Annotated in this window: 19 protein-coding genes and 1 tRNA gene; 4 read left to right on the forward strand and 16 right to left on the reverse strand. The window is 70.4% G+C overall.

Going from position 1 to position 25554, the window contains the following annotated elements; all coding sequences use genetic code 11:
- Positions 1–22: 22 nt before the first annotated feature.
- Positions 23–2065: a TIM-barrel domain-containing protein gene (locus tag AYL44_RS04555; RefSeq protein WP_064002029.1), complete on the reverse strand. Its 2043-nt coding sequence runs from the start codon at positions 2063–2065 to the stop codon at positions 23–25.
- Positions 2062–3162 (reverse strand): substrate-binding domain-containing protein, encoded by a 1101-nt coding sequence (locus AYL44_RS04560; RefSeq protein ID WP_064002030.1) that lies wholly within the window; start codon positions 3160–3162, stop codon positions 2062–2064. Before AYL44_RS04560 ends, AYL44_RS04555 begins: the two co-directional genes overlap by 4 nt.
- 92 nt (positions 3163–3254) lie before the next feature.
- Between AYL44_RS04560 and AYL44_RS04565 the strand changes: the two genes are divergently transcribed.
- Positions 3255–4955 carry a glycoside hydrolase family 35 protein gene (locus tag AYL44_RS04565; protein ID WP_064002031.1) on the forward strand — a complete coding sequence of 567 codons (1701 nt, stop codon included), beginning with the start codon at positions 3255–3257 and terminating at the stop codon, positions 4953–4955.
- Positions 4956–4967: 12 nt separating this feature from the next.
- On the opposite strand, the gene AYL44_RS04570 is transcribed toward AYL44_RS04565, so the two are convergent.
- Positions 4968–5270: a DUF427 domain-containing protein gene (locus AYL44_RS04570; RefSeq protein ID WP_064002032.1), complete on the reverse strand. Its 303-nt coding sequence runs from the start codon at positions 5268–5270 to the stop codon at positions 4968–4970.
- A 66-nt stretch (positions 5271–5336) separates the two neighbouring features.
- Here AYL44_RS04570 and AYL44_RS04575 point away from each other — a divergent pair, with 66 nt between their 5' ends.
- Entirely contained in the window at positions 5337–6650 is a 1314-nt protein-coding gene (locus AYL44_RS04575) for an MFS transporter (RefSeq protein ID WP_231872724.1), read from the forward strand.
- Positions 6651–6708: 58 nt separating this feature from the next.
- Here the strand turns inward: AYL44_RS04575 and AYL44_RS04580 are convergent, their stop codons facing one another.
- The 6 genes from AYL44_RS04580 to polA all read right to left on the reverse strand — a co-directional run bounded on the left by AYL44_RS04580 (position 6709) and on the right by polA (position 14673).
- Entirely contained in the window at positions 6709–6966 is a 258-nt protein-coding gene (locus tag AYL44_RS04580; protein ID WP_064002034.1) for a DUF6458 family protein, read from the reverse strand.
- A gap of 90 nt (positions 6967–7056) precedes the next feature.
- Complete coding sequence (locus AYL44_RS04585) at positions 7057–7818, reverse strand: SGNH/GDSL hydrolase family protein (protein WP_064002035.1); 762 nt, start codon at positions 7816–7818, stop codon at positions 7057–7059.
- A 20-nt stretch (positions 7819–7838) separates the two neighbouring features.
- A complete protein-coding gene (locus AYL44_RS04590; protein ID WP_064002036.1) occupies positions 7839–9188 on the reverse strand; it encodes an MFS transporter in 1350 nt (449 codons plus the stop codon).
- Between the two features lie 35 nt (positions 9189–9223).
- On the reverse strand, positions 9224–10255 hold the full coding sequence (locus tag AYL44_RS04595; protein ID WP_064002037.1) for an LLM class flavin-dependent oxidoreductase: 1032 nt from the start codon (positions 10253–10255) through the stop codon (positions 9224–9226).
- An 82-nt stretch (positions 10256–10337) separates the two neighbouring features.
- Positions 10338–12014, reverse strand: a complete 1677-nt coding sequence (locus AYL44_RS04600) for a DUF885 domain-containing protein (protein WP_064002038.1) — start codon at positions 12012–12014, stop codon at positions 10338–10340.
- Positions 12015–12045: 31 nt separating this feature from the next.
- On the reverse strand, positions 12046–14673 hold the full coding sequence (gene polA / locus AYL44_RS04605; RefSeq protein WP_064002039.1) for a DNA polymerase I: 2628 nt from the start codon (positions 14671–14673) through the stop codon (positions 12046–12048).
- An 83-nt stretch (positions 14674–14756) separates the two neighbouring features.
- Here polA and AYL44_RS04610 point away from each other — a divergent pair, with 83 nt between their 5' ends.
- Positions 14757–15203: a PaaI family thioesterase gene (locus AYL44_RS04610; protein ID WP_064002040.1), complete on the forward strand. Its 447-nt coding sequence runs from the start codon at positions 14757–14759 to the stop codon at positions 15201–15203.
- 6 nt (positions 15204–15209) lie between these two features.
- Here the strand turns inward: AYL44_RS04610 and AYL44_RS04615 are convergent, their stop codons facing one another.
- Together AYL44_RS04615 and AYL44_RS04620 are read right to left on the reverse strand one after the other, a co-directional pair.
- Complete coding sequence (locus AYL44_RS04615; protein WP_064002041.1) at positions 15210–15722, reverse strand: GNAT family N-acetyltransferase; 513 nt, start codon at positions 15720–15722, stop codon at positions 15210–15212.
- Positions 15723–15732: 10 nt separating this feature from the next.
- Positions 15733–16356, reverse strand: a complete 624-nt coding sequence (locus AYL44_RS04620) for an ANTAR domain-containing response regulator (protein ID WP_064002042.1) — start codon at positions 16354–16356, stop codon at positions 15733–15735.
- A 57-nt stretch (positions 16357–16413) separates the two neighbouring features.
- Here AYL44_RS04620 and AYL44_RS04625 point away from each other — a divergent pair.
- A tRNA-Leu gene (locus tag AYL44_RS04625) sits at positions 16414–16499 on the forward strand.
- Positions 16500–16548: 49 nt separating this feature from the next.
- Here the strand turns inward: AYL44_RS04625 and AYL44_RS04630 are convergent.
- From AYL44_RS04630 to lgt, 5 genes are all read right to left on the reverse strand, one after another.
- Positions 16549–16815, reverse strand: a complete 267-nt coding sequence (locus tag AYL44_RS04630; protein ID WP_064002043.1) for a GlsB/YeaQ/YmgE family stress response membrane protein — start codon at positions 16813–16815, stop codon at positions 16549–16551.
- 148 nt (positions 16816–16963) lie between these two features.
- Positions 16964–18412: a pyruvate kinase gene (gene pyk, locus AYL44_RS04635; RefSeq protein ID WP_064002044.1), complete on the reverse strand. Its 1449-nt coding sequence runs from the start codon at positions 18410–18412 to the stop codon at positions 16964–16966.
- 49 nt (positions 18413–18461) lie between these two features.
- On the reverse strand, positions 18462–19928 hold the full coding sequence (locus AYL44_RS04640) for a glutamate synthase subunit beta (RefSeq protein WP_064002045.1): 1467 nt from the start codon (positions 19926–19928) through the stop codon (positions 18462–18464).
- Positions 19921–24525, reverse strand: coding sequence for a glutamate synthase large subunit (gene gltB / locus AYL44_RS04645; RefSeq protein ID WP_064002046.1), 4605 nt, complete (start codon positions 24523–24525; stop codon positions 19921–19923). The genes AYL44_RS04640 and gltB overlap by 8 nt, the downstream gene beginning before the upstream one ends.
- A 53-nt stretch (positions 24526–24578) precedes the next feature.
- Positions 24579–25550 carry a prolipoprotein diacylglyceryl transferase gene (gene lgt, locus AYL44_RS04650; protein WP_064002482.1) on the reverse strand — a complete coding sequence of 324 codons (972 nt, stop codon included), beginning with the start codon at positions 25548–25550 and terminating at the stop codon, positions 24579–24581.
- Between the last annotated feature and the right edge of the window lie 4 nt (positions 25551–25554).

Raw genomic sequence — 25554 nt, forward strand, 5'->3', positions numbered from 1 at the left:
GTCTCAGGGGGTCGGGCCGGGGTCAGGACAGGGTCAGGTGGGGCAGGTCGGCGAGGCGCGCGAGCGCGTCGCCGACACGTCCGCCGCGGTGGAAGACCGGGATCGACGCGAGCGGCGCGTCGACCGTGACGATCGCGCCGCCGGTGTGGGTCTCGCCCGTGCGGGCATCGGTCCACTCCGCGCCGGCGGGGAGGTAGACGTCCCACCGCGTCGCACCGGGGACCGTCACCGGCGCGACGAGGATGTCGGGACCGAAGAGGTACTGGCCGGGGGTCGTCCACGCGCGTTCGTCGTCCGGGAACTCGAAGAACATGCCGCGCATGACCGGCGCGCCCTGCTGGTGCGCGTCGACCATCGCCTGGCGCGTGTAGTCGCGCAGGTCCTCGCGGAGCCGGATGTAGGCCACCAGCACCGCTTCGATCTCCTCGCCGAAGCTCCACACCTCGTTGTCGGCACCCGTGCCGACCCGGGCGACCCCGTTGCGGTCGACGATCCGGGTGCCGGGGACGCGGTCGCCGTGCAGCCGCATGACGGGGCTGAACGCGCCGAACTGGAACCAGCGCACGAGCAGTTCGTGGAAGGCGGGCTCGCGGACGTCGCCCCCCGTGAAACCGCCGATGTCGGTCGTGAACCACGGGATGCCGGCGGCCCCCATGTGGACACCCGCCGCGATCTGCGCGCGCAGGTCGTCGAAGGTGGAGTGGACATCACCGGACCAGACGAGGGCGCCGTGGCGCTGCGAACCCGCCCACGCCGCACGCACGAGCGAGACGGGCTGATCGTTGCCCTCGGAGCGCAGGCCGTCGGCGATCGCGCGGGTGAACTCGCGCGGGTACAGGTTGGCCACCTGTGCACTCGGCCCGGCGGCGAGCCGGTAGTTCTCGAAGTGGTACGCCCCGTACTCGGGCTCGGCCTCGTCGAGCCAGAACGCCGAGATGCCGTAGGCGCCGTAGTGCTCGGCGAGCTTCTGCCAGAGGAACTCCCGCGCCCGCGGCTCGGTGACGTCGAGGAAGCGCGTGTACTGGCCGTCGAAGTAGTACTGCACGTCGATGCCGCGCCGGGTGCGCACCAGCATGTTGCCGTCGCGCAGTTCGGCGAAGTTCTCTGACTCGGGCGCCACCTGCGGCCAGACCGAGACCATGAGCTCGATCCCGAGCTCGCGCAGCTCCGCGGTCATCGCGGCCGGGTCGGGCCAGTACTCCTCCTCGAAGCGCCAGTCCCCCATCCAGCGCCAGTGGAAGAAGTCGGCCACGATCACATCGATCGGGATGCCGCGGCGCCGGTATTCGCGCGCGACGCCCAGCAGCTCCTCCTGGGTCGAGTAGCGGAGCTTGCACTGCCAGAACCCCAGGCCGTACTCCGGCATCATCGGCGCGTGACCCGTCGCCTCGGCATAGGCCGCGGCGATCTGCGCGGGGCGCGGGTCGGCGCACACCCACCAGTCGAACTGGGTGGCGCTCTCGGCCTCCCACTCCGTCCGGTTCAGTCCGAACACGGCTCGCCCGATCGCCGGCAGGTTCCAGAGGAAGCCGTAGCCCGCGCTGGAGACGACGAACGGGACGGAGGTCTGCGAGTTGCGGTGGGCGAGTTCGAGCACCGCGCCCTTCAGGTCGACGACGTCCTGCTGGTACAGCCCCATGCCCACGAGGTGCTCGTCGGCGGGCGTCGCGAGGCTCAGCCGCAGACGATGGTCCCCGCCTTCGCCCGGTCGGAACTCCCGCGCGGCGAGCTTGAGCGCGCCGCCGTCGGTGATCTCCTCGAAGAGGAGGCGGCCCGCGGCATCCTCCACCCGCAGTCGCAGCCGGGTCGTGTGGAACCCGGTCGACCAGTCGTTGTAGTCGTCCTGCGTCGCGACGACGCGCACCCCGCCGGCCGCGACGGTCGCGACGGCGCCGTCGATCGACACGTCGGCGTGGGTGTCCGGCACCTCGACGAGCGCGCCCGGCGCCTCGTCTATGGGGCCGAGCGAGGCGCGGACGCGGACGCCGCGTCCCCACGCCTCGATCGAGACGGTCTGGCCGTCACCGCGCCAGAGCACACCGGTGCCGGAGGAGTGGAACGTCATGGCGTCGCCTTTCGGGGAGCGGGGGCCGTGCTGCCGCGCACGACCAGTCGGGTGGGGACGAGAAGGCGGCGCACCGCCGTGCTGCCGTCGATGCGTGAGAGGAGGACGTCGACGGCCGCGCGGCCGACCTCGTCGAACTCCTGGTGGACGGAGGTGAGCGGCGGCCAGAACTGCGCGGCCTCGGGCATGTCGTCGAACCCGACGACGCTGACCCGATCGGGCACCGGGACGCCGGCTTCATGGAGGGCGCGGAGGACCCCCAGCGCCATCTGGTCGTTCGCCGCGAAGACCGCGGTCACCTCGGCGCGTCCGCGCAACCGGCATCCCGCCGCGTACCCCGATTGCGCGCTCCAGTCGCCCCGCTCGAGCGGCGGCACGTCGCGCCCGGCCGCGGTCAGCGCCGTGCGCCAGCCGTCCTCGCGGCGCACCGCGGAGTACGAGCTCGCGGGACCGGCGACATGGTGGACCGTGCCGTGGCCGAGTTCAAGGAGGTGGGCCACCGCCTGACCGGCGCCCATCGTCTGATCGGTGTCGACGAAGGAGCGGTCGGCCAGTGCCGAGGCGTCGACCACGACGACGGGGAGGTCGTCGGGCAGGGGCAGGTCCTCCCCCGCCGAGAGGTGGTCGCCGATCGCGATGACGAGGCCGTCGACGGCCTGGTCGCGCGCGCGTTCGATCGCCTCGGCGACCGCGCGCCGGTCGAACCGCGCGGTCGGCACGAGCGCGACGGCGTAGCCGGAGGCCGCGCCGGCGCGCGAGATCGCCTCCCACGTGCGCACGCTGCCGTAGGAGGTCAGGTCGCTCATGACCACGCCGATGCTGCGGTACCGGGCCGAGCGCAGGGCGCGCGCGGCCCGATTGGGCCGATATCCGAGTTCACGCATGCTCGCGAGCACCCGCTCGCGCGTCGGTTCGTCGACGCGCGCCGCGCCGGTCACGACCCGCGAGACCGTCTGCGCCGAGACGCCGGCGTGACGGGCGACGTCGGCCTGCGTGGGGACGCCGTGCGGGGTCCCGCCGCGGCGGGCCGCGGGTTCGACGACGGGGGTGTCGACACCCGTGTCGGAACCCGGTCGCGTGCTACGCTGAAGCGACATGATTGCGTAAACATAGCAGTTCACGCAGCGACTGGGCACCCCCACCACACGAGTGCCGGACCCCCGGACCGTGGGCCCCGAGCGGAGATCACATGAGCACTTTCGCCATCGGCGACCGCGACTTCCTGCTGGACGGCCGGCCGCACCGCGTCATCTCGGGCGCCCTGCACTACTTCCGGGTGCACCCCGGCGACTGGGCCGACCGCATCCGCAAGGCGCGGCTCATGGGGCTCAACACGATCGAGACCTACGTCGCGTGGAACGCGCACGAACCAGTCGAGGGGCAGTGGAGCGAATCCGACGGACTCGACCTCGGACGTTTCCTCGACCTCGTCGCCGCCGAGGGGATGCACGCGATCGTCCGTCCCGGCCCGTACATCTGCGCCGAGTGGCACAACGGCGGCCTGCCCACGTGGCTGACGGCGACCCCCGGCATCCGCCTGCGTCGGACGGATGCCGCCTACCAGGCCGCCCTCGAGACGTACCTGCGTCGCGTCTACCGCATCGTCGCCCCCCGTCAGATCGACCGCGGCGGCAACGTGATCCTCGTGCAGATCGAGAACGAGTACGGTGCCTACGGCTCCGACAAGGACTACCTCGCCGAACTCGTCCGCGTGACGCGCGACGCGGGCATCACGGTCCCCCTCACGACGGTCGACCAGCCCGAGGACGACATGCTCGCCGCCGGCTCCCTGCCGGGCCTGCACCTCACCGGCTCCTTCGGCTCGCGCGCGCAGGAGCGGCTCGCGACCCTCCGCGCGCACCAGCCGACCGGCCCGCTCATGTGCTCGGAGTTCTGGGACGGATGGTTCGACTGGTGGGGCGGTCAGCATCACACGACGGATGCCGCGACCGCCGCGCGCGAGCTGGAGGACCTGCTCGCCGCCGGCGCCTCGGTGAACATCTACATGTTCCACGGCGGGACCAACTTCGGGACGACCAACGGCGCGAACGACAAGGGCCGCTACCTGCCGATCACGACGTCGTACGACTACGACGCCCCGCTCGATGAAGCGGGCGACCCGACCGAGAAGTTCCACGCCTTCCGCGAGGTCATCGCGAAGTACGCACCGGTCCCCTCCGAGACGCCGGCGGCGGGCTCGCCCCGACCGGAGTTCACCGTCGACCTGACCGCGGCGCCGCACGCGGCGGCCATCCCGTCGCCCGTCGACGGCCTCGCGACCTTCGAGGACCTCGGGCACACCGGCACGCTCCTGCGCTACGAGACCGAGCTTCCGGACGGCTTCGCCGGCGGCGTGCTCGAGGTGGGCGAGGTCCGGGACCAGGCCTGGGTGTCGGTCGACGGCATCCGTGTCGGGACGCTGTCGCGCACGCGACACGAGCACGCCCTGCGCCTCCCCGCGGGGAGCCGGCTCTCGCTCCTCGTCGAGGAACAGGGACGCGTCAACTACGACGACCGTCTGGGCGAGGCGAAGGGACTCATCGGGCCGGTCACGATCGACGGTGTCGAGCAGGCGCAGTGGCGGACCACGCCGGTCCTGCTGGCCGAGGCGGCCGCCGCCCCCGAGCTGCTGGTCTCGGAGGGCGCGTTCGACCTGGAGGCCCCCTCCGACCTGTTCCTCGACACGACGGGATGGGGCAAGGGGTACGTCTTCGTCGGCGACTTCCTGCTCGGTCGGTACTGGTCGAACGGACCGCAGCGGACGCTCTACGTGCCCGCCCCGGTCACGCGTGCGGGCCGCAACACGCTCACGGTGATCGAGCTCGAGCAGCCGCTCCCCGTCACCGCCCGGTTCGTCAGCGCCGCCGAGCTCGGCCCGCTGCACGAGTGAACGGGGTCGGCGTCAGGCGCCGACCGTGACCCCCGGCGAGAAGGCGACGTAACCCGAGAAGTCCGCACCGACCCGGTCGAACGCCGACGGGTACGGGTTCGGGTACGACCAGGCGCCGTCGGCGAGGCGCTCGGAGCCCGCCTCGATGTGGAAGTACTGGCACTCGCCCTTCCACGGACACGTGTACGGCGTCGGACTCTCCACGAGCACGCCGTCCTTCACCGAGGAGGGCGGGAAGTAGGCGTTCCCCTCGATGCGGATGATCTGGTCGTCGTCCGCCTCCGCGATGACGGTGTCGCCGATGGTGGCCTTCATGTCGTCCTCCGTTCGCCCAGGTGGGGTGGAGCCAGCGTACGCCCGCCGGAGAGTAGCGTGGGCGGGGTGAGTCGAACCGGTCCGGGCGTGCGCGCATGGATCATCTGGGGCACCGGCGTCGCCGCGTACGTCCTCGCCGTCACCAACCGCACCTCGCTCGCCGCGGTCGGCGTCGACGCAGCGGACAGGTTCCAGGCGGATGCCGCGACCCTGTCGTTGTTCGCGGTCGTCCAGCTGGCCGTCTACGGCGGGATGCAGATCCCCGTCGGCATCCTCCTCGACCGCTTCGGCTCGCGTCCGATCATGACCGCCGGCATGATCCTCATGGCCATCGGTCAGCTGACGATGGCCCTCTCCCCCAGCGTCGGTGTCGCCATCGTCGCGCGCATGCTCCTCGGTGCGGGGGATGCGGCGGTGTTCCCGGGTGTGCTTCGCCTCGTCGCGACGTGGTTCCCCGCGCAGCGCGGACCGCTCATGGTGCAGCTCACCGGCATCCTGGGTCAAGCGGGTCAGCTCGTCGCCGTCATCCCCATCGCGACGATCCTCCACGCGACCTCCTGGTCGGTCACCTTCGGTGGCATCGCCGGACTGTGCGTCCTGTTCGCCGTCCTCGTTTTCGCGCTCGTCCGCAACCGTCCGCCGGACCTCGCGCGCGACGTCAGCGTCGACACCGACACGGGGGCGATCCGGGTGGTGACGTCGACGATCGACACCGGCGTCGGCATCCGCGCCGCCCTCGCGCACCCGGGCACCCGTCTCGCGTTCTGGTCGCACTTCACGACCCCCTTCGCGGGCACGGCGTTCATCCTGCTGTGGGGGTTCCCGTACCTGACGGCGGGCGAGGGGCGGACCGTCGCCGAGGCGGGCGCCCTCGCCTCGCTCTACGTGTTCGCCGGCATGGCCCTCGGCCCGGTCCTTGGCGAGCTCTCGCGACGCGTCCCGCACCGGCGCTCCCGCGCGCTCGTCCTGCCGGCCGTCGGCTTCCAGTTCGCGGCGTGGTCGGCGGTCATCCTGTGGCCGGGCCCCGCGCCCCTCTGGCTGCTGATCGTCCTCCTCGTCGCGCTGGCGATGGGAGGGCCCGCGTCGATGATCGCCTTCGACCACGCCCGCACCCACAATCCGTCCCACCGGCTCAGCACCGCGACGGGCGTGACGAACGCCGGCGGCTTCCTCGCCGCGCTGCTGGCGATCTTCGCGATCGGCCTCGTCCTCGACCTCCAGGGTGCGGGCACCCCCGACACCTACCGGCTCGAGGCCTTCCGCATCGCCTTCCTCGTCCAGATCCCGCTGTGGCTCGTCGGCGCGACGTTCATCAGCATCGAGCGGCGGCGCACCCGCATCCACCTCGGGATGGACCCGCCCCGCCGACCGCGCCGGTGACCGCCCGCACGACGAAGGCCCGCCCCCTGGGGGACGGGCCTTCGAGGTCTGTCACGCGTCAGTACGTGCCGTCTCCCGACGTGCGCGTCTCGGAGCGGGTGACCCGCTCCCCCGCAACAGGGTCGACCGTTCGGACGGTCGACTCGCTGGAACGCCGCCGCAGCATCAGCACGAGACCGATGATGAAGACGACAGCGCCGGCGGCCATCAGGATGTAGCCGATCATGTCGAGGTTGACGTACTGGACGTCGACATTGACGGCGAACACCAGGATGGCCCCGATGACGAACAGCACGATTCCGGTTCCGATGCTCATGCGCACACTCCCTTTCTAGGCTGTGTGCTCCGATCATCCCGGATGCTGCAAAGATCCTGGATGCTCTTGACAGGACGGTCGAATCCGGTTTCAGCGCGGTTCGACCGTCAGCCACTCCGCGAACTTCGGCTCGCGTCCGTCTCCCGACGACGTGCCCGTCAGCCGGCGTCGCAACCAGGGCCCGAGGTGCTCGCGGAAGTACCGGCCGCGACCGAGGGCGACCGCCGTGTCATCCTCCTCCAACCGCCACCACTCGATCGGGGGCCGCTCGCCCAGCGCCTCCAGCACGCGCGCAGCGACGCGATGATGCCCGCGCGCGTTCATGTGCAGCCGGTCCGCCGACCAGAACGACGGATCCGAGAGTTCGCGGTCGGGCCAGTTCAACGCGACGACCAGGTCGTCGCGTCCGCGGATGCGGTCGGTCACCGCCCGCGAGAGTTCGTCGCCGCGGCGCTGGATGAGGCCCGCCAGCGGCAACTGCGCGGACGGATTCGCCCCCGACAGGACGATCATCGTGACGCCCTCCTCGTCGCAGCGGCGGAGCACGTGCGAGAACGCGTCGGCGATGCGCGCGATCGGCGTGCGCGGACGCAGCATGTCGTTGCCGCCGCCGTTGAAGGACAGGTGGGTCGGCCGGAGGGCGAGCGCGCGCTCGAGCTGCTCCTCGACGATCGGCTGCATGAGCTTGCCGCGGATCGCCAGATTCGCGTACGAGATCGCTGCGCCGCGGGAATCCGCCCAGCCCTGCGCCACGAGGTCCGCCCAGCCGCGGACGCTCCCGTCCGGCAGTTCGTCGCCGACACCCTCCGTGAACGAGTCCCCGATCGCGACGTAGCGGATGTCCTGCGGCATCCCTCCAGCGTAGGACGCGCTCACTCGGCGAGGCTCCGCCCGCGGGACTCGGCGAGCCCCCACGTCGCCGCGGCGGCGACGGCGAAGAACGCGCTGAGGACGACGAAGACCACCGGGACGCCGCCCATCGCCTGGAGCGCGGGGACGGCCGGCGGCGCCAGGATCGAGGCGATCCGGCCGATGCCGGCGGCCCAGCCCGCACCCGTCGCGCGCAGCGAGGTCGGATAGGTCTCGGGGGTGACGGCGTACAGAGCGCCCCACGCGCCCAGGTTGAAGAAGGACAGCGCCATCCCGGCCCCGAGGATCATGGGCACCGTCGTGGCCTGGCCGAACACGATCGCCGCGACCGCGGAACCCGCGAGGAAGACCGACAGAGTCGCGCGGCGGCCCCACACCTCTATGAGCCAGGCGGCGACCGCGTACCCCGGTACTTGGGCGAGCGTGATGATCAGGGTGAACTCGAAGCTGCGCACGAGACCGAACCCCTGCGAGACGAGGAGCGTCGGGATCCAGATGAACGCGCCGTAGTAGGAGAAGTTCACGCAGAACCACACCGCCCACAGCGCAGCGGTGCGCCGGCGTAATCCCGGCACCCAGAGTCCCCGCAGCCGCATCGCGACGGTCGTGGCGGGTGCCGCCGGCACCTCGACGGCGTCGGCCGCAGCCGGAGCGAGGCGTCCGAACACCGCGGGAGAGGATTCGAGCCCCGCCACGACGCGTTCGGCGTCCGCCGTCCGCCCGCGAGAGGCGAGCCAGCGCGGCGACTCCGGCAGCCCCCAGCGCACGACGAGCGCGTACACCGCGGGGATCGCGCCGATCGCGAGCGCCCACCGCCAGCCTTCCGCGGCCGTCGGGATCACGAGGTACCCGATGAGCGCGGAGGCCGTCCACCCGACCGCCCAGAACGCCTCGAGCACGACGATGATGCGCCCCCGCATCCGTGCCGGCGCGAACTCGCTCACGTAGGTGCTCGCCACGGGCAGTTCGGCGCCGAGACCGAGGCCGACGACGAACCGCAGCGCGATGAGCGCGACGAGACCGCCCGCGAGCGCACTCGCGCCCGTCGCAATGCCGTAGACGAGCAGCGTCAGCGCGAAGACGGAGCGGCGTCCGATGCGGTCGGCGAGGAGTCCGCCGACGGTGGCGCCGATCGCCATGCCCGCGAAGCCCGCCGACGCGATCCACGACGTCTGCGAGGTCGTCAGCTGCCACTGGTCCACGAGGGCCGCGATCACGAAGGAGATGAGCCCGACGTCCATCGCGTCGAGCGCCCAGCCCGTTCCCGATCCGGTGAGGACGCGCAGGTGGGTGCGCGTGAACGGCAGCCGATCGAGTCGGGCGGTCGGCGTGCCGGTCGAGGTCGCGGTCATCCCTGCATCGTACGAGGGCCGGGGCCGCGCCCGGGTCACTCGCCGAGCATCTCGCGCACGAGCGGGATGACCTTCGTGCCGTAGAGCTCGACCGAGCGCATGAGCTTGTCGTGGCCCAGGGTGCCGTTGGCGTACTTCAGGTCGAAGCGGCCGGCCCCCAGGGTCCTCACCGTGTCGGCGATCTTCCGGGCGACGGTCTCGGGCGAGCCGGCGTAGATCGATCCCTCGGGTCCTATCTCGTGCTGGAAGCGCATCCGGCTGTAGGGCGGCCAGCCGCGGTCGCGGCCGATCGTGTTGTTCTGCGCCTCGAAGCCGGGGTACGCCTCCTCCCACGCCTGTTCGTCCGTGTCGGCGATGTGGCCGGGAGAGTGGATGCCGATGGGCTGCGCCACGGTGCCGAGTTCACCGATCGCGCGGTGGTAGAGGTCCACGTACGGGCGGAAGCGCGCGGCCGGGCCGCCGATGATGGCGAGCATGAGGCCGTACCCGTAGCGCGCGGTGCGTATCACCGATTCGGGGGATCCCCCCACGCCGACCCAGGCGCGGATCCCCGCCTCGGTCTTGGGGAAGACGTCCGCCTGCTGCAGTGCGGGGCGGGTCGTCCCCTGCCACGTCACCGGCTTCTCCTGGCGCAGGAGCGAGAACAGCTCGAGCCGCTCCTCGAAGAGCGTCTCGTAGTCCGACAGGTCGAAGCCGAAGAGCGGGAACGACTCGATGAACGACCCGCGCCCGAGGATCACCTCAGCGCGCCCCTGCGAGATCGCCGCGAGCGTCGCGAAGCGCTCGTAGACGCGCACCGGGTCGTCGCTGGAGAGGACGGTCACGGCCGTCCCGACCCGGATCCGCTCGGTGCGCGCGGCGATCGCGGACAGCACGATCTCGGGGCTCGAGACGGCGTACTCGGCGCGGTGGTGCTCCCCGACCCCGATGAAGTCGACCCCCACCTGATCGGCGAGTTCCGCCTGCGCCAGCAAATTGCGGATCGCCTGCGCGCCCGACACGCGCTCGCCCCGCTCGTCGACGGTGATGTCCCCGAAGGTGTCGAGGCCCAGCTCCACTGCGGTCATGTCCGCCCCTTTCATTCAGCTGAATGAACGATAACGGGGATGCCGGCTATTCCCGGCATCCCCGTTCGTCTGTCCCCGTCGCTCAGCCGTCGCGCAGAGCGGCCCGCAACGTGTCGAGACCGACGCCGCCGAGGCGGAGTGCCCGCATGTGGAACTGCTTGATATCGAAGTCGGCGCCCCCGCGCTGCGCCGCCTCGTCGCGGATCTGCTCCCAGATACGCTGGCCGACCTTGTACGACGGGGCCTGGCCGGGCCAGCCGAGGTACCGGTTCACCTCGAAGCGGATGAACTCGTCCGACATGTTGACGTTGCGACGCATGAATTCGAGCGCGTAGTCGGCATCCCACACCCCGGTGCCGTCCAGACGCGGCTTGCCGAGGTGCACGCCGATGTCGAGGACGACACGGGCGGCGCGCATCCGCTGACCGTCGAGCATCCCGAGACGGTCGGCCGGGTCGTCGAGGTAGCCGAGCTCGGCCATCAGGCGTTCGGCATAGAGCGCCCAGCCCTCGGCGTGGCCGCTCGAGCCCGCCAGGAGTCGGCGCCACGAGTTGAGCTCTGCGCGGTTGTAGACGGCCTGGGCGATCTGCAGGTGATGCCCGGGGACGCCCTCGTGGTACACGGTCGTGAGTTCCCGCCAGGTGTCGAACGAGTCGACGCCCTCGGGGACCGACCACCACATGCGCCCGGGCCGCGAGAAGTCGTCGGTGGGCCCGGTGTAGTAGATACCGCCCTCGTTCGTGGGGGCGATCATGCACTCGAGGCGACGGATCGGCTCGGGGATGTCGAAGTGCGTGCGGCCGAGTTCCTCGACGGCCCGGTCGCTGGTCGCCTGCATCCAGGCCTGCAGCGCCTCGGTGCCGTGGAGCTTGCGGCTCTCGTCCTGCTCGAGGAAGGCGACCGCCTCCTCGACGGTGGCGCCGCTCTTGATCTCGTTCGCGATGGCCTCCTGCTCGGCGACCATGCGGGCGAGCTCCTCGACACCCCACTCGTAGGTCTCGTCGAGGTCGATCGTCGCGCCTAGGAAGCTGCGGGAGTGCAGGGCGTAGAGCTCCCGGCCGACGGCGTCGGTCTCGGACGCGACGGGCACCAGCTCGTCGCGTAGGAACGCGGCGAGCTGATCGTAGGCGACCCGCGCGGCGCCGGCGTTGTCGGCGAGGTCGCGGGCCAGCGAGGCGGGGAGGTGTCCTTCGGCGGGCGCGGCCTCACCGACGAACGACGCGAAGAAGCCCGTGTCGCTCGTGTAGCGCGCGATCTGCGTCACGACCTCCCGGACCTGCCGCTGCGCCGGGACGACACCATCCGAGATGCCCTGTCGGAGGGTCTCGACGTAACCGGCGAGGGCCCCCGGGATGGCGGCGAGGCGGGTGGCGACAACCGACCAGTCGTCGACCGTGTCGGTCGGCATCAGATCGAAGACGGAGCGGATGTCCTGCGACGGCGACGCGATGACGTTCAGGTCGCGCAGGTGCGACTTCGCCGCGTGGAGGTCGAGGTGGAGCCCCAGCTCGGCCGAGAGGTCCATCTTCGTGACCTCGTCGACGTCGTCGACCGCGTCCGCGGCGTCGAGCGCGCGGAGCGTCTCGGCTGCAGCGGCGGCCAGACGCTCGTGCCCGGCGGGCGAGTAGTCGTCCAGTCGGCCGTTGTGCTCCGTGCGCCCGATGTAGGTCGCGAGGCTCGGGGATAGTTCGGCCAGCGTGTCCACCCAGCGGTCCGCGATCGTGTCGATCGGAGTGGGCGTGCGTTGTGCGTCGGTCATCCTCCGAGCGTAGAGCGTCGCACGCTCCGCGTCAGTGAGCCGCCTCGTCCCAGTCGCCGCCCCGGCCGATCTGCACCTCGAGCGGCACCGAGAGGTCGGCCGCGTCGCCCATGCGCGTGCGGACGATCTGCTCCACGGCATCCCACTCCCCCGTGGCCACCTCGACGACGAGTTCGTCGTGGATCTGCAGCAGCACGCGTGAGCCGAGGCCCTGATCGAGGAGGTCCTGGTGGATCTCGACGAGGGCGATCTTCATGATGTCCGCAGCGCTGCCCTGGATGGGAGCGTTGAGCGCCGCCCGCTCGGCGTTCTCGCGGAGCACGCGGTTGGGACTCGTCAGGTCGGGGAACGGGCGACGGCGACCGAAGATCGTCTCGGTGTACCCGTCGATGCGGGCCTGCTCGACGGAGGACCGCAGGTAGTCCCGCACGGCGCCGAACCGCGCGAAGTACTCGAGCATGAGCTGCTTCGCCTCGGACTGCTCGATGCGCAGCTGCTTCGAGAGCCCGAACGCGCTGAGGCCGTAGACGAGCCCGTACGACATCGCCTTGACCTTCGTGCGCATCGGAGCCGTCACCTCGGCGGGCTCGACGCCGAACACGCGGGCGCCCACGAACCGGTGCAGGTCCTCGCCCGAGTTGAACGCCTCGATGAGGCCGGGGTCGCCGGACAGGTGCGCCATGATGCGCATCTCGATCTGGGAGTAGTCGGCCGTCAGAAGGGTCTCGTACCCCGCCCCGACCTCGAACGCCGCGCGGATCCGGCGCGACTCCTCGTTGCGGATCGGAATGTTCTGCAGGTTCGGATCCGTGCTCGAGAGCCGCCCCGTCTGGCTGCCGGTCTGGACGTAGGTCGTGTGGATGCGGCCGTCGTCGGCGATACCGACCGTCAGCGACTCGATGATCTGGCGCAGCTTCGTGGCCTCGCGGTGCTGCAGCAGCAGGCCGAGGAACGGGTGCGGATTCGTGTCCTGCAGGTCGGCGAGGACCGCGGCATCCGTCGAGTACCCGGTCTTGGTCTTGCGGGTCTTCGGCAGTTCGAGCTGGTCGAACAGCACCTCCTGCAACTGCTTCGGCGAGCCGAGGTTCACCTCGCGCCCGATGATCGCGTACGCGTCCTGCGCGATCGCGTCGGCGCGGGCGGCGAGCTCACCCGAGAAACCCGACAGCTTGTCGCGGGAGACCGAGACGCCCGCGAGCTCCATGTCGGCCAGGGCGTCGAGGGTCGGGAGCTCGATGTCGGTCAGCACCGCGGAGACGGATGCCGGGAGCTCCGCGCGCTCTGCGGCCGCGACGCGCAGGGCGAACCAGGCGAGCTGACCCGGGGTCGCGCCCTCGGTCTCGGGCACCAGCTGCGACGGGTCGGCCTCGGGGAGCTTCTCGTCCAGGTAGCGGTCGACGAGGTCGGCGAGGTTCTTGTCGGGCAGGCTCGGCCGCAGCAGCCACCCGGCGAGGAGGACGTCGAACGCGAGCCCGCCGAGGCGCACGCCCGCCCTGCGCAGCGCCTTCACCTGCGACTTCGCGTCGACCATCACCTTCGGCGCTTCGCCCTCGAGCCACGGGGCGAGCGCCGTGCGGGCGGACTCATCCCACGCGGTCTCGCGCACCGCGTCCGTCGTCGCGACGCCGACGCGGGTCGGGAGCCCGCCGGCGACCGCGACGGTGAGGGCGAGCTCGCCGGTCTGCTCCGCCAGCCACGCCGCGAGGGTCGCGGCATCCGTCTCCTGCGGTTCGGGGGCCGCGACCTCGGGAGCGGGCGGCTCCGCGTCCGCACCGAACGCGTCGAAGACGCGCGGCAGGAGAGTCCGGAACTCCAGGCGGGCGAAGATGTCGCGGACCGCCTGCGTGTCCATGGGCTGGACGGCGAGGTCCTGCGGGGTGAGCTCGAGCTCGACGTCGCGCAGGAGGGCGTTGAGCTGACGGTTGCGGCGGACATCGTCGAGGTGCTCGCGGAGGTTGCCGCCGACGACCCCCTTGATCTCGTCCGCGCGGTTCAGCAGCTCGTCGAGCGACCCGAACTGCGTGAGCCACTTGACGGCCGTCTTCTCGCCGACCTTCGGGACGCCGGGGAGGTTGTCGCTCGTCTCGCCGACGAGCGCCGCGATGTCGGGGTAGTTCTCGGGCGGCAGGCCGTACTTCTCGACGACGGCGTCCGGGGTGTAGCGCTTCAGCTGCGAGACCCCCTGCACGCTCGGGTAGAGCAGCGTCACGTCGTCGGTGACGAGCTGGATCGTGTCGCGGTCGCCCGAGCACACGAGCACCTGGAAGCCGCTCTCGACCCCCTGGGTCGCGAGCGTCGCGAGGATGTCGTCGGCTTCGACGTCCTCCTTCGTGAGGACCGGCACGCCCATCGCCGCGAGGCAGTCCTGCAGCAGCGGGATCTGCCCCTTGAACTCGGCCGGCGACTCGGACCGGTTCGCCTTGTACTCCTCGTAGACGCGGGTGCGGAACGACTGCCGCGAGGTGTCGAACGCGACCGCGAGGTGCGTGGGACGTTCGGCCTTCACGAGGTTCACGAACATCGACAGGAAGCCGTAGATGCCGTTGGTGTGCTGGCCGTCCTTGGTCGAGAAGTTGTCGACCGGGAGCGCGAAGAACGCCCGGTAGGCCAGCGAGTGGCCGTCGACGACGAGCAGAGTAGGCTGTACGGAGTCGCTCACCCAGCCAGCCTAGTTCGGGCGTGCGACATCGACTCCCCCGCATCGGCGCCGGGTCGGAGCCACCCGAAGCCGAGGTCCGAGCCATGTCCGAGAACGCCCCCTCCCCCGACGCCCTCCCCGCCGGCGACGGCCTGAGCTGGGCGAAGGACCGCGGCCTCGGCGCCCTCGCCGACAAGATGGGGATCGAGCTCGTGGAGTTCACCCTCGAGAAGGCGGTGGCACGGATGCCGGTGGCCGGCAACACCCAGCCCGTCGGTCTCCTGCACGGCGGCGCCTACGTCGTGCTCGGCGAATCGCTCGGATCGATGCACGCCAACCTGCACGCGGGACCCGGCCGCCTCGCCGTCGGCATCGACATCAACGCAACCCACACCCGCTCCGCGACGGAGGGCTGGGTGACGGGCGTGTGCACCCCGCTGCATCTCGGCCGCAGCCTCACGGTCCACGAGATCGTGGTGACCGACGACCGGGGCAGGCGGTGTTCGACGGTCCGGATCACCAACATGGTGCGGGACCGGCCGGCATCCTGACCCGGCTCAGCGCGAGACGGGGTACTTGAAGCCGATGTGCGAGTCGACGAAGCCCAGCCGCGTGTAGAACCGGTGCGCCTCGGTGCGGGCGGCATCCGAGGTGAGCTGGACGAGGGATGCGCCCACCGCACGCGCCGCGACCTCGGTGACCCACGTCATCATCGCGGCTCCGATCCCGCCCGAGCGCTCCGCGCCGGCGACACGCACCGCCTCGATCATGAGGCGAGTACTCCCCCGTCGCGCCATGCCCGGCACCACGGTCAGCTGCATCGTCCCCACGATGCGACCCTCGCGCGCGACGACGAGCAGGTCGTTGCCCTCCGCGGCGAGGATGCGCCGCAGCCCCCGCAGGTAGAGCGGGCGATCGTCGAATGCCGCGACGTCGCCGCGACCCGCGCTGACGGGGTCGTCCGACAGCAGCGCGATGATCGCGTCGAGGTCGCCCTCCTCCGCACTGCGGAGGGTGATCGGCCCGCGACGGGAGGCGAGGTCGGCCGGGAGATCGAACTCGTCGATCACGGCGACCGCGTCAGGACTTCTTAGGCGCGAGCTGCTCGATGATCGCCTTGGCGACGTCCTGCATGGTCAGTCGGCGGTCCATCGACGCCTTCTGGATCCAGCGGAAGGCCTCGGGCTCGGACAGGCCCATCTTCTCGTTGAGCAGTCCCTTGGCGCGGTCGACGAGCTTGCGGGTCTCGAAGCGCTCGACCATGTCGGCGACCTCGGCCTCGAGCGTGATGATCTGCTCGTAGCGCGCGAGGGCGATCTCGATGGCCGGCAGCAGGTCGTTCGGGGTGAACGGCTTCACGACGTACGCGAGGGCGCCCGCCTCGCTCGCCCGCTCGACGAGCTCCTTCTGGCTGAAGGCCGTGAGGAGGACCACGGGGGCGACGTGGTTCTTGCTGAGCTTCTCCGCCGCGCTGATGCCGTCGAGGATCGGCATCTTCACGTCCATGATGACGAGGTCGGGACGCAGCTCGGTGGCCAGCTGGACGGCGGTCTCACCGTCGCCCGCCTCGCCGACGACGTCGAAGCCGCTGTCACGCAGGATCTCGACGATGTCGAGGCGGATCAGCGACTCGTCCTCCGCGACGACGACGCGTCGGGGAGCCGGGGCAGCCTGGGGGGCGGTGGAGGGTTCCTGCTCAGTCACCCGTCCATCCTAGGCCAGGGCGACCCGCCATCCTGCGGTATCGTCGTTGAGGCTCGCGCCGGTGTGGCGGAATGGCAGACGCGACCGACTCAAACTCGGTTGCCCGAAAGGGCGTGTGGGTTCGACTCCCACCACCGGCACCACAGCGGAACGGCGCCCCCGCAGGGGCGCCGTTCCGTGTTCTCCGCGTCGTCAGGTGGTCCGACGACGGCCGACGATCAGGCCGTAGATCAGCAGGACGATGAGCGAGCCGCCGATGGCGAGCAGCCACGTCTGGATGCTGAAGAACTCTTCGAGGGGCGCGTTGAACAGCACGCTGCCCAGCCACCCTCCCAAAAGCGCTCCGACGACGCCCAGGATGAGCGTGACGAACCAGCCCCCGCCCTGCTTGCCCGGAAGGATCAGCTTGGCGATGGCGCCGGCGATGAGCCCCAGGATCAGAAAACCGAAGAACCCCATGATGACCTCCTGCGATCGGGTGGTGACTACCTGCCGCCCGACCCTACGCCCGCCGGAATCTCCGGCCGGAGGCCTTCCGCCGTGGCATCCCGAGTGCTAAGAAGCGGGCAGCCCCGAAGGACTGCCCGCTTCCGACGACGGTGAGACGTCAGCTCTCCGCCTTGTAGATCGGTGCCTTGCCGTGGACGGCGTCGCCGATCTTGTGAATGCGGATGTCGTTGGTCGCCCCGATGATTCCGGGAGGGGAACCGGAGATGACCACGACCTTGTCACCCTCCTCGAGGAGGCCGCGCGAGAGGAAGTAGTCGTCGACCTGCAGGAACATGAGGTCCGTGTGTGCCACATGCTCAACGAGGGCCGACTGGATGCCCCACGTGATCGCCATGCGGCGACGGATCGCCGGGTCGATCGTGAACGCCAGCATCGGGATGCCGGGGCGCAGCCGAGACATGCGGCGGGCGGTGTCGCCGGACTCGGTGAACAGGCAGATGTACTTCGCCTCGACGAACTCCGCGACCTCGTTCGCGGCGAGGGTGATGATGCCACCCTGCGTCCGCGGCTTAGCCGTCAGCGGCGGGATGCGCTCGAGCCCGTGGGTCTCGGTCGCGTCGATGATGCGGGCCATCGTCTCGACGACACCGACGGGGTGCTTGCCGACGCTCGTTTCGCCCGAGAGCATGACCGCGTCCGCACCGTCGAGGACGGCGTTGGCCACGTCGCTCGTCTCGGCGCGGGTGGGGACCGGGTTCTCGATCATCGTCTCGAGCATCTGCGTCGCGACGATGACGGGCTTGGCCATGCGGCGGCAGAGCTCGACCGCGCGCTTCTGCACGATGGGCACGGCCTCCAGCGGGAGCTCGACGCCCAGGTCGCCGCGGGCGACCATGATGCCGTCGAATGCGTCGATGATCTCTTCGAGCGCGTCGACCGCCTGCGGCTTCTCGATCTTGGCGATGACGGGAACCTTGCGTCCCTCCTCCGCCATGATCTCGTGCACGCGCGTCACGTCGGCGGCGTTGCGCACGAACGAGAGGGCGATGATGTCGGCACCGGCGCGCAGACCCCAGCGGAGGTCGGCCTCGTCCTTCTCGGAGAGAGCCGGGACGTTGACGGCGACACCGGGCAGGTTGATGCCCTTGTTGTTCGACACGTAGCCCGCGACGATGACCTCCGTCGTGACGACGGGGCCCTCGACACCGGTGACCTGGACGCGGACCTTGCCGTCGTCGATCAGGAGGAAGTCGCCCTTCTTCACGTCGTCGGGCAGACCCTTGAAGGTCGTGCCGACGATCTCCTTCGTGCCGGCGATGTCCTCGGTCGTGATCTTGAAAACGTCGCCCACGGCGAGGAAGTGGGGGCCTTCGGCGAAGCGACCGAGACGGATCTTCGGTCCCTGAAGGTCCACGAGGACGGCGACGGCACGGCCGGCGTCGTCCGACGCCTTCCGGACGTTGGCCAGTCGGGCGTCGTGGTCGGCGTAGTCGCCGTGGCTGAGGTTGAAGCGGGTCACGTCCACACCGGCGTCGATGATCGCGCGGACCATCTCATAGCTCTCGGTGGCGGGACCCAGCGTGGCGACGATCTTCGCGCGTCTCACAGAAATAGCTCCGTCGGGTAGTGATTCGGGATCTGGGATCGGTTCCAGCCTAGGCGTGCGGGAGACCGATCGCGACGTCGGTCGGACGGACCGGCGCCGGGAGGCTGGTCGACCCCATGAGGTACTCGTCGACAGCCGAAGCGGCCGCGCGTCCCTCCGCGATCGCCCAGACGATGAGGGACTGGCCACGCCCGGCATCCCCCGCCACGAACACGCCCGGGGCGGTCGACTGCCAGTCATCGGCGCGCTCGACGTTGCCGCGTGTGTCGAACACGGTGCCGAGCTGCTCCTCCAGGGCGGTGCGTTCGGGGCCGGTGAAGCCCATCGCGATGAGGACGAGGTCGGCGGGGATCTCGCGCTCGGTCCCGCTCTTGGGGACGCGGCGGCCGTCGACGAACTCGGTCTCGGCCACGCGGAGGGCACGCACCTCGCCCGCCTCGTTGCCGAGGAACTCGACCGTCGAGGCGAGGTAGGAGCGTTCGCCGCCCTCTTCGTGCGCCGAGGCGACCTCGAAGATCGTGGGCATCATGGGCCACGGCTGGTGGTCCGGGCGCGACTCCGGCGGCTGCTTGCCGATCGCGAGGTTCGTGACGCTCAGCGCGCCCTGGCGGTGAGCGGTGCCGATGCAGTCCGCACCGGTGTCGCCACCTCCGATGACGACGACGTGCTTGCCCTCGGCGTGGATCTGGTGGGGAACCTGGTCGCCCGCGACGGCCTTGTTGGACTCGACGAGGTACTCCATGGCGAAGTGCACGCCGTCGAGGTCACGACCGGGGATCGCCAGATCGCGCGGCACGGTGGCGCCGGTGGCGACGACGACCGCGTCGTAGCGGGCGCGCAGGTCCGCCCACGACAGGTCCTTGCCGATCTCGACCCCGGCGCGGAAACGGGTGCCCTCGTCGCGCATCTGACGCAGGCGCGTCTCGAGGTGGCGCTTCTCCATCTTGAAATCCGGGATGCCGTAGCGCAGCAGACCGCCGATGCGGTCGTCGCGCTCGTACACGGCCACGGTGTGACCCGCGCGCGTCAGCTGCTGAGCGGCGGCGAGACCCGCTGGCCCCGAGCCGACGACCGCGACCGTCTTGCCGGTGAGGCGCCCGGGGGGCTCGGCCTCGACCCAGCCGTTGGCGAAGGCCTCGTCGATCGTCGAGACCTCGATCTGCTTGATCGTGACGGCCGGCTGGTTGATGCCGAGCACGCACGCGCTCTCGCAGGGGGCCGGGCACAGTCGACCCGTGAACTCGGGGAAGTTGTTCGTCGCGTGCAGCCGCTCGATGGCCGCACGACCCTCGCCCCGCCAGGTGAGGTCGTTCCACTCCGGGATGAGGTTGCCGAGCGGGCATCCGTGGTGGCAGAACGGCACGCCGCAGTCCATGCAGCGTCCGGCCTGTCGGCGGAGCACGGCCTGGTCGCCCTGCTCGTACACCTCCTTCCAGTCCATGATGCGGACGGGAACGGGCCGGCGCGGCGGCAGCTCGCGCTCGGTGACTTTGAGGAAGCCCTTCGGATCAGCCACCGGTCACCTCCAGGATGCGGGTCCAGACGACGTCGCTGTCGGGGTCGAGCCCCTCGGCGGCCGCCTCCTGGCGGGTTTTCAGAACGGCCGCGTAATCCCGCGGCAGGACCCGAGTGAAGTTCGCGACCTCGGTGTCGAGGTTCGCGAGCAGTCGCTCGGCGAGGTCCGATCCGGTCTCCTCGGCGTGACGGCTCAGCAGGTCGCGGAGGATCTCGACGTCGCCGGCACCGAGCTCGAGCAGCTCGAGTTCGCCGGTCGCGAGCGCCTCGCGGTTGATGAGCGCACGGTCGAGTCGGTAGATGTAGGCCGAACCGCCCGACATGCCCGCGCCGAGGTTGCGCCCGGTCGGTCCGAGGATGACGGCGAGTCCCCCGGTCATGTACTCGAGGGCGTGGTCGCCGACACCCTCGACGACCGCGGTCGCGCCGGAGTTGCGGACGAGGAACCGCTCGCCGACGACGCCGCGCAGGAACATCGAGCCCCGCGTCGCACCGTAGCCGATGACGTTGCCGGCGATGACGTTCTTCGATGCGTCGAAGGTCGCCGCACGCGGCGGCCGGACGACGATCTCGCCGCCGGAGAGTCCCTTGCCGACGTAGTCGTTCGAGTCGCCCTCCAGGCGCAGCGTGATCCCCGAGGGGAGGAACGCGCCGAAGGACTGCCCCGCCGAACCGGTCAGGTTGACCTCGATCGTGCCGGAGGGCAGACCGTTCTCGCCGTGCACCTTGGTGACGTGGTGTCCGAGCATCGTGCCGACGGCGCGCTCGGTGTTGCGCACCGGCAGGTCGATCGTCAGGTGGCCGCCGTGCTCGACGACGTCGCGCGCCCGGTCGAGCAGGGCGACGTCGAAGTGCTCCTCGAGCTCGTGCTCCTGCTCCTGCACCCGGCGTCGCGGTGCGTCGTCGGAGAAGGCGGGACCCCGCAGGACGGGCGACAGGTCGAGGCCGTGCGCCTTCCAGTGGTCGACGGCGGGCTGCACGTCGAGGACCTCGGTGTGCCCCACGGCCTCGTCGATCGAGCGGAAGCCGAGCTCGGCGAGGTACTCGCGGACCTCCTGGGCGATGAACTCCATGAAGTTGACGACGTGCTCCGCCTTGCCCGTGAAGCGCTTGCGCAGCTCGGGGTTCTGCGTCGCGACACCGACGGGGCAGGTGTCGAGGTGGCAGACGCGCATCATGATGCACCCCTCCACCACGAGCGCACTCGTCGCGAAACCGAACTCCTCGGCGCCCAGGAGCGCGGCGATGAGCACGTCGCGCCCCGTCTTGAGCTGACCGTCGGCCTGCACGACGACGCGGCCGCGCATGTCGTTGATCATCAGCGTCTGCTGCGTCTCGGCGAGACCGAGCTCCCACGGGGTGCCCGCGTGCTTGAGGGAGTTGAGCGGGCTCGCGCCCGTCCCCCCGTCATGACCGGAGACGAGGATGACGTCGGCCAGCGCCTTCGCGGTGCCGGCCGCGACCGCGCCGATGCCCGACTGGCTCACGAGCTTGACGTGCACCCGCGCGGACGGGTTGGCGCGCTTCAGGTCGAAGATGAGCTGCTTGAGGTCTTCGATCGAGTAGATGTCGTGGTGCGGCGGGGGCGAGATCAGGCCGACACCCGGGGTGCCGCCGCGCGTGCGGGCGATCCACGGGTACACCTTGCCGGGGGGCAGCTGACCGCCTTCGCCGGGCTTGGCGCCCTGGGCGAGCTTGATCTGGATGTCGTCGGCGTGCGTGAGGTACATGCTCGTGACACCGAATCGTCCCGACGCGACCTGCTTGATGGAGCTGCGCCGCTCGGGGTCGAGCAGACGATCGACGTCCTCGCCGCCTTCACCTGTGTTGGACTTCGCGCCGAGACGGTTCATCGCGATCGCGAGGGTCTCGTGCGCCTCCTTCGAGATCGAGCCGTAGCTCATCGCGCCCGTCGAGAAGCGCTTGACGATCGAGGACACCGGCTCGACCTCGTCGATCGGCACCGCCGGACGCACCCCGGTCTTGAGGCGGAACAGTCCGCGGAGCGTCTTGAGCTCGGCGGCCTGCTCGTCGATCAGGTGGGTGTACTCGCGGAAGATGTCGTACCGACGGGTCCGCGTCGCGTGCTGCAGACGGAAGACCGTATCGGGGTTGAAGAGGTGCGGCGAGCCGTCGCGACGCCACTGGTACTCGCCACCGGTCCACAGCCGCTCGTGCGCACGGGCGGCCTGGTCCGCCGGGTAGGCGAACTCGTGACGGGCCAGGTTCTCGCGCGAGATCTCCTCGATGCCGATGCCGCCGAGCTTCGTCTCGGTGCCGGTGAAGTAGGTGTCGACGAACTCCTGCGACAGGCCGACGGCCTCGAAGACCTGCGCACCCGCGTACGAGGACACCGTCGAGATGCCCATCTTCGACATGATCTTCAGCACGCCCTTGCCGAGCGCGTAGATCAGGTTGCGCACGGCCTTCTCGGGCTCGACACCCGTGATGTAGCCGGCGCGGACGAGGTACTCGACCGTCTCCATCGCGAGGTACGGGTTGACCGCCGACGCGCCGTAGCCGATCAGGGTCGCGACGTGGTGCACCTCGCGGACGTCGCCCGCCTCGACGACGAGACCGACCTTCATGCGGTTCTCGTTGCGGATGAGGTGGTGGTGCACCGACGAGAGCGTCAGCAGGGACGGGATCGGAACCAGGTCCGAGGTCGAGTCGCGGTCGCTGAGGATGATGAACTCGACGCCGTCGGCGATCGCGGCATCCACTTCGGCGTTGATCTCGTCGAGGCGCGCACGGAGCGAGTCCGCGTCGTCGTCGGCGCGGTAGAGACCGCGGATCGTGATGGAGCGCCGACCGGGCAGGGCGCGGTCGATGTTCTGCAGCTTCGCGAGTTCGTCGTTGTCGATGACCGGGAAGTCGAGCGTGATGACACGCGTGTGGTCCGGTCCGGATGCCAGGAGGTTGCGCTCGGGACCGAGGCCCAGCCCGAGCGAGGTGACGACCTCTTCGCGGATGGAGTCCAGCGGCGGGTTCGTCACCTGGGCGAACTGCTGCACGAAGTAGTCGAACAGCAGGCGGGGACGCTCGCTGAGGACGGCGATGGGGGTGTCGGAGCCCATCGCTCCCAGCGGCTCGGCACCCGTCTGGCCCATCGGCGTCAGGAGGATGCGGACCTCCTCCTCGGTGTAACCGAAGGTGCGCTGACGGCGCGTGATCGAGGCGATGGGGTGCACGATGTGCTCGCGCTCGGGAAGGTCCTTGAGGCGCACGCGCCCCTCGTCGAGCCACTCCTGCCAGGGGTGGAGGGTGGCGAGGTCGCGCTTGATCTCGTCGTCCTCGACGATCCGCCCCTGGGCCGTGTCGACGACGAACATGCGCCCGGGCTGCAGCCGGCCGCGGCGCTTGATGCGCTCGGGCTCGAAGTCGAGCACACCGGTCTCACTGCCGATGACGACCAATCCGTCGGTGGTCTCGGTCCACCGACCCGGACGCAGACCGTTGCGGTCGAGCGTCGCCCCCACGAGGGAGCCGTCGGTGAAGATGAGGGCGGCCGGGCCGTCCCACTGCTCCATCTGCATCGAGTGGTACTCGTAGAAGGCGCGCAGGTCGGCGGGGATGTCGGCCTGCTTCTCGTAGGCCTCGGGCACCATCATCATGATGGCGTGCGGCAGGCTGCGCCCGGTCAGCGTCAGCAGCTCGAGCACCTCGTCGAACGAGGCCGAGTCGCTCTGGCCCGGGCTGCAGATCGGCAGGAGCGGCCGGATGTCGCCGAGCAGCTCGGACTCGAGCTGCGACTGGCGCGCCCGCATCCAGTTGCGGTTGCCGTTGACGGTGTTGATCTCGCCGTTGTGCGCCAGCATGCGCAGCGGCTGCGCGAGCGGCCACGACGGGAACGTATTGGTGGAGTACCGCGAGTGGACGACGGCGAGCTCGGTCGCGAACCGCTCGTCCTGCAGATCCGGGTAGAACGGCTCGAGCTGCAGGGTCGTGACCATGCCCTTGTAGCCAAGGGTGCGGCTCGAGAGGGAGACGAAGTACGCGTCCAGCTCGTGCTGGGCGCGCTTGCGAAGGCGGTAGGTCCGCCGGTCGAGCGCGATGCCCGACAGCGCCGGCGCGTCTCCGACCGCCGGCCGCGACACGAACAGCTGCTCGAAGGCCGGACGGGCGTGGAACGCCAGCTTGCCGAGGTTCTCGTCGGCCGTCGGCACCACGCGCCACCCGAGGACGGTGAGGCCCTCGCTCTGCGCGATCGCCTCGATCGCGCTCTTCTGGGCGGCGCGCTCGTCGTGGTCCGTCGGGAGGAACGCGAGACCCACGGCGTACTCCCCCACGGGCGGCAGGTCGAACTCGACCACCGCGCGCAGGAACGCGTCGGGCATCTGCGTCAGGATGCCGGCGCCGTCACCGGTACCGGCATCCGACCCGATCGCGCCGCGGTGCTCGAGGTTGCGCAGCGCGGTGAGGGCGAGGTCCACGATGTCGTGGCCCGCCTCGCCGCGCAGCGTCGCGACCATCGCCAGACCGCAGGCGTCCTTCTCGAACGCCGGGTTGTACATCCCCTGCTTCGCAGGGAACGAACCACCGGTGATCGTCCCGGCCGACCGGGTCGTGGTGTCTTCGTGACGGGAGCTCGAGGGCATGCCTACCGTCCTCACATGGGTGCTCAACCTGGGACGACGTCGGCCCTGCGGTGCTATCGGGTGGTGACTGAGCTTGTGGCCGAGTCGGAGGATTCTTCGGACGCGGGGGGTGCGCTCACGTCGACGAAGTCATCGGTTCCCTGCGAGTGTACCGCGCCCGGAGGAGTCCATTCGCGCCCCGGCTGGTACGGCGACGGCTCGAAGCCCGGGTGGCGGCGCTTCTGCACGATCATGATGACCAGACCCACGACGACGCCGAGGATCGCGGCCCACACGTTGGTGCGGAGCCCCAGGTAGACCTCGCTCGGGTCGATGCGGATGGATTCCCACACGATGCGGCCGGCGGAGTACCAGACGAGGTACAGGCCGAACAACCGGCCCCACTGCAGACGGAAACGGCGACCGGCCGCGGCGATGATGATCACGCCCATGACGTTCCAGATGACCTCGTAGAGGAACGTCGGGTGGAAGAGGGTGTCTTCGGGCAGACCCGCCGGCCAGGCCGGGTTCGGGTACGTGATCTCCAGGCCCCACGGCAGGTCGGTGGGCAGGCCGTAGAGCTCCTGGTTGAACCAGTTGCCGAAGCGGCCGAACGCCTGCGCCAGCAGGAGAGCCGGCGCGAGCGCGTCGGCGAAGGTCCAGAAGCGGATGCCGCTCCACTTGCAGCCGAGCCACGCACCCACGGCGCCGCCGATGAGGGCGCCGAAGATGGCGATGCCGCCCTCCCAAATGCGGAAGATCGCCCACAGGTCCTTGTCCTCGCCGAAGTAGAACCCCGGGTGCGTGAGGACGTGGAAGATGCGTGCGCCGATGATGGCCAGCGGCACCGCGAGCAGCGCGATGTCGATGACGACCCACGGCTCCGCGCCGCGCTTGGTCAGACGGCGGTTGGTCCAGAACGTGGCCACCACGATGCCCGCGAGGATGCAGAGGGCGTAGAAGTGGATCGTCAGCGGGCCGAGCTGGAACGAACTGATCGGCGGGCTGGGGATGCTCGCGACGACGGAGAGGGCTGCAGAAGTCACGACG

Origin of the sequence: Microbacterium oleivorans (genome assembly GCF_001644225.1) — a bacterium.
Taxonomy (GTDB): domain Bacteria; phylum Actinomycetota; class Actinomycetes; order Actinomycetales; family Microbacteriaceae; genus Microbacterium; species Microbacterium gawkjiense.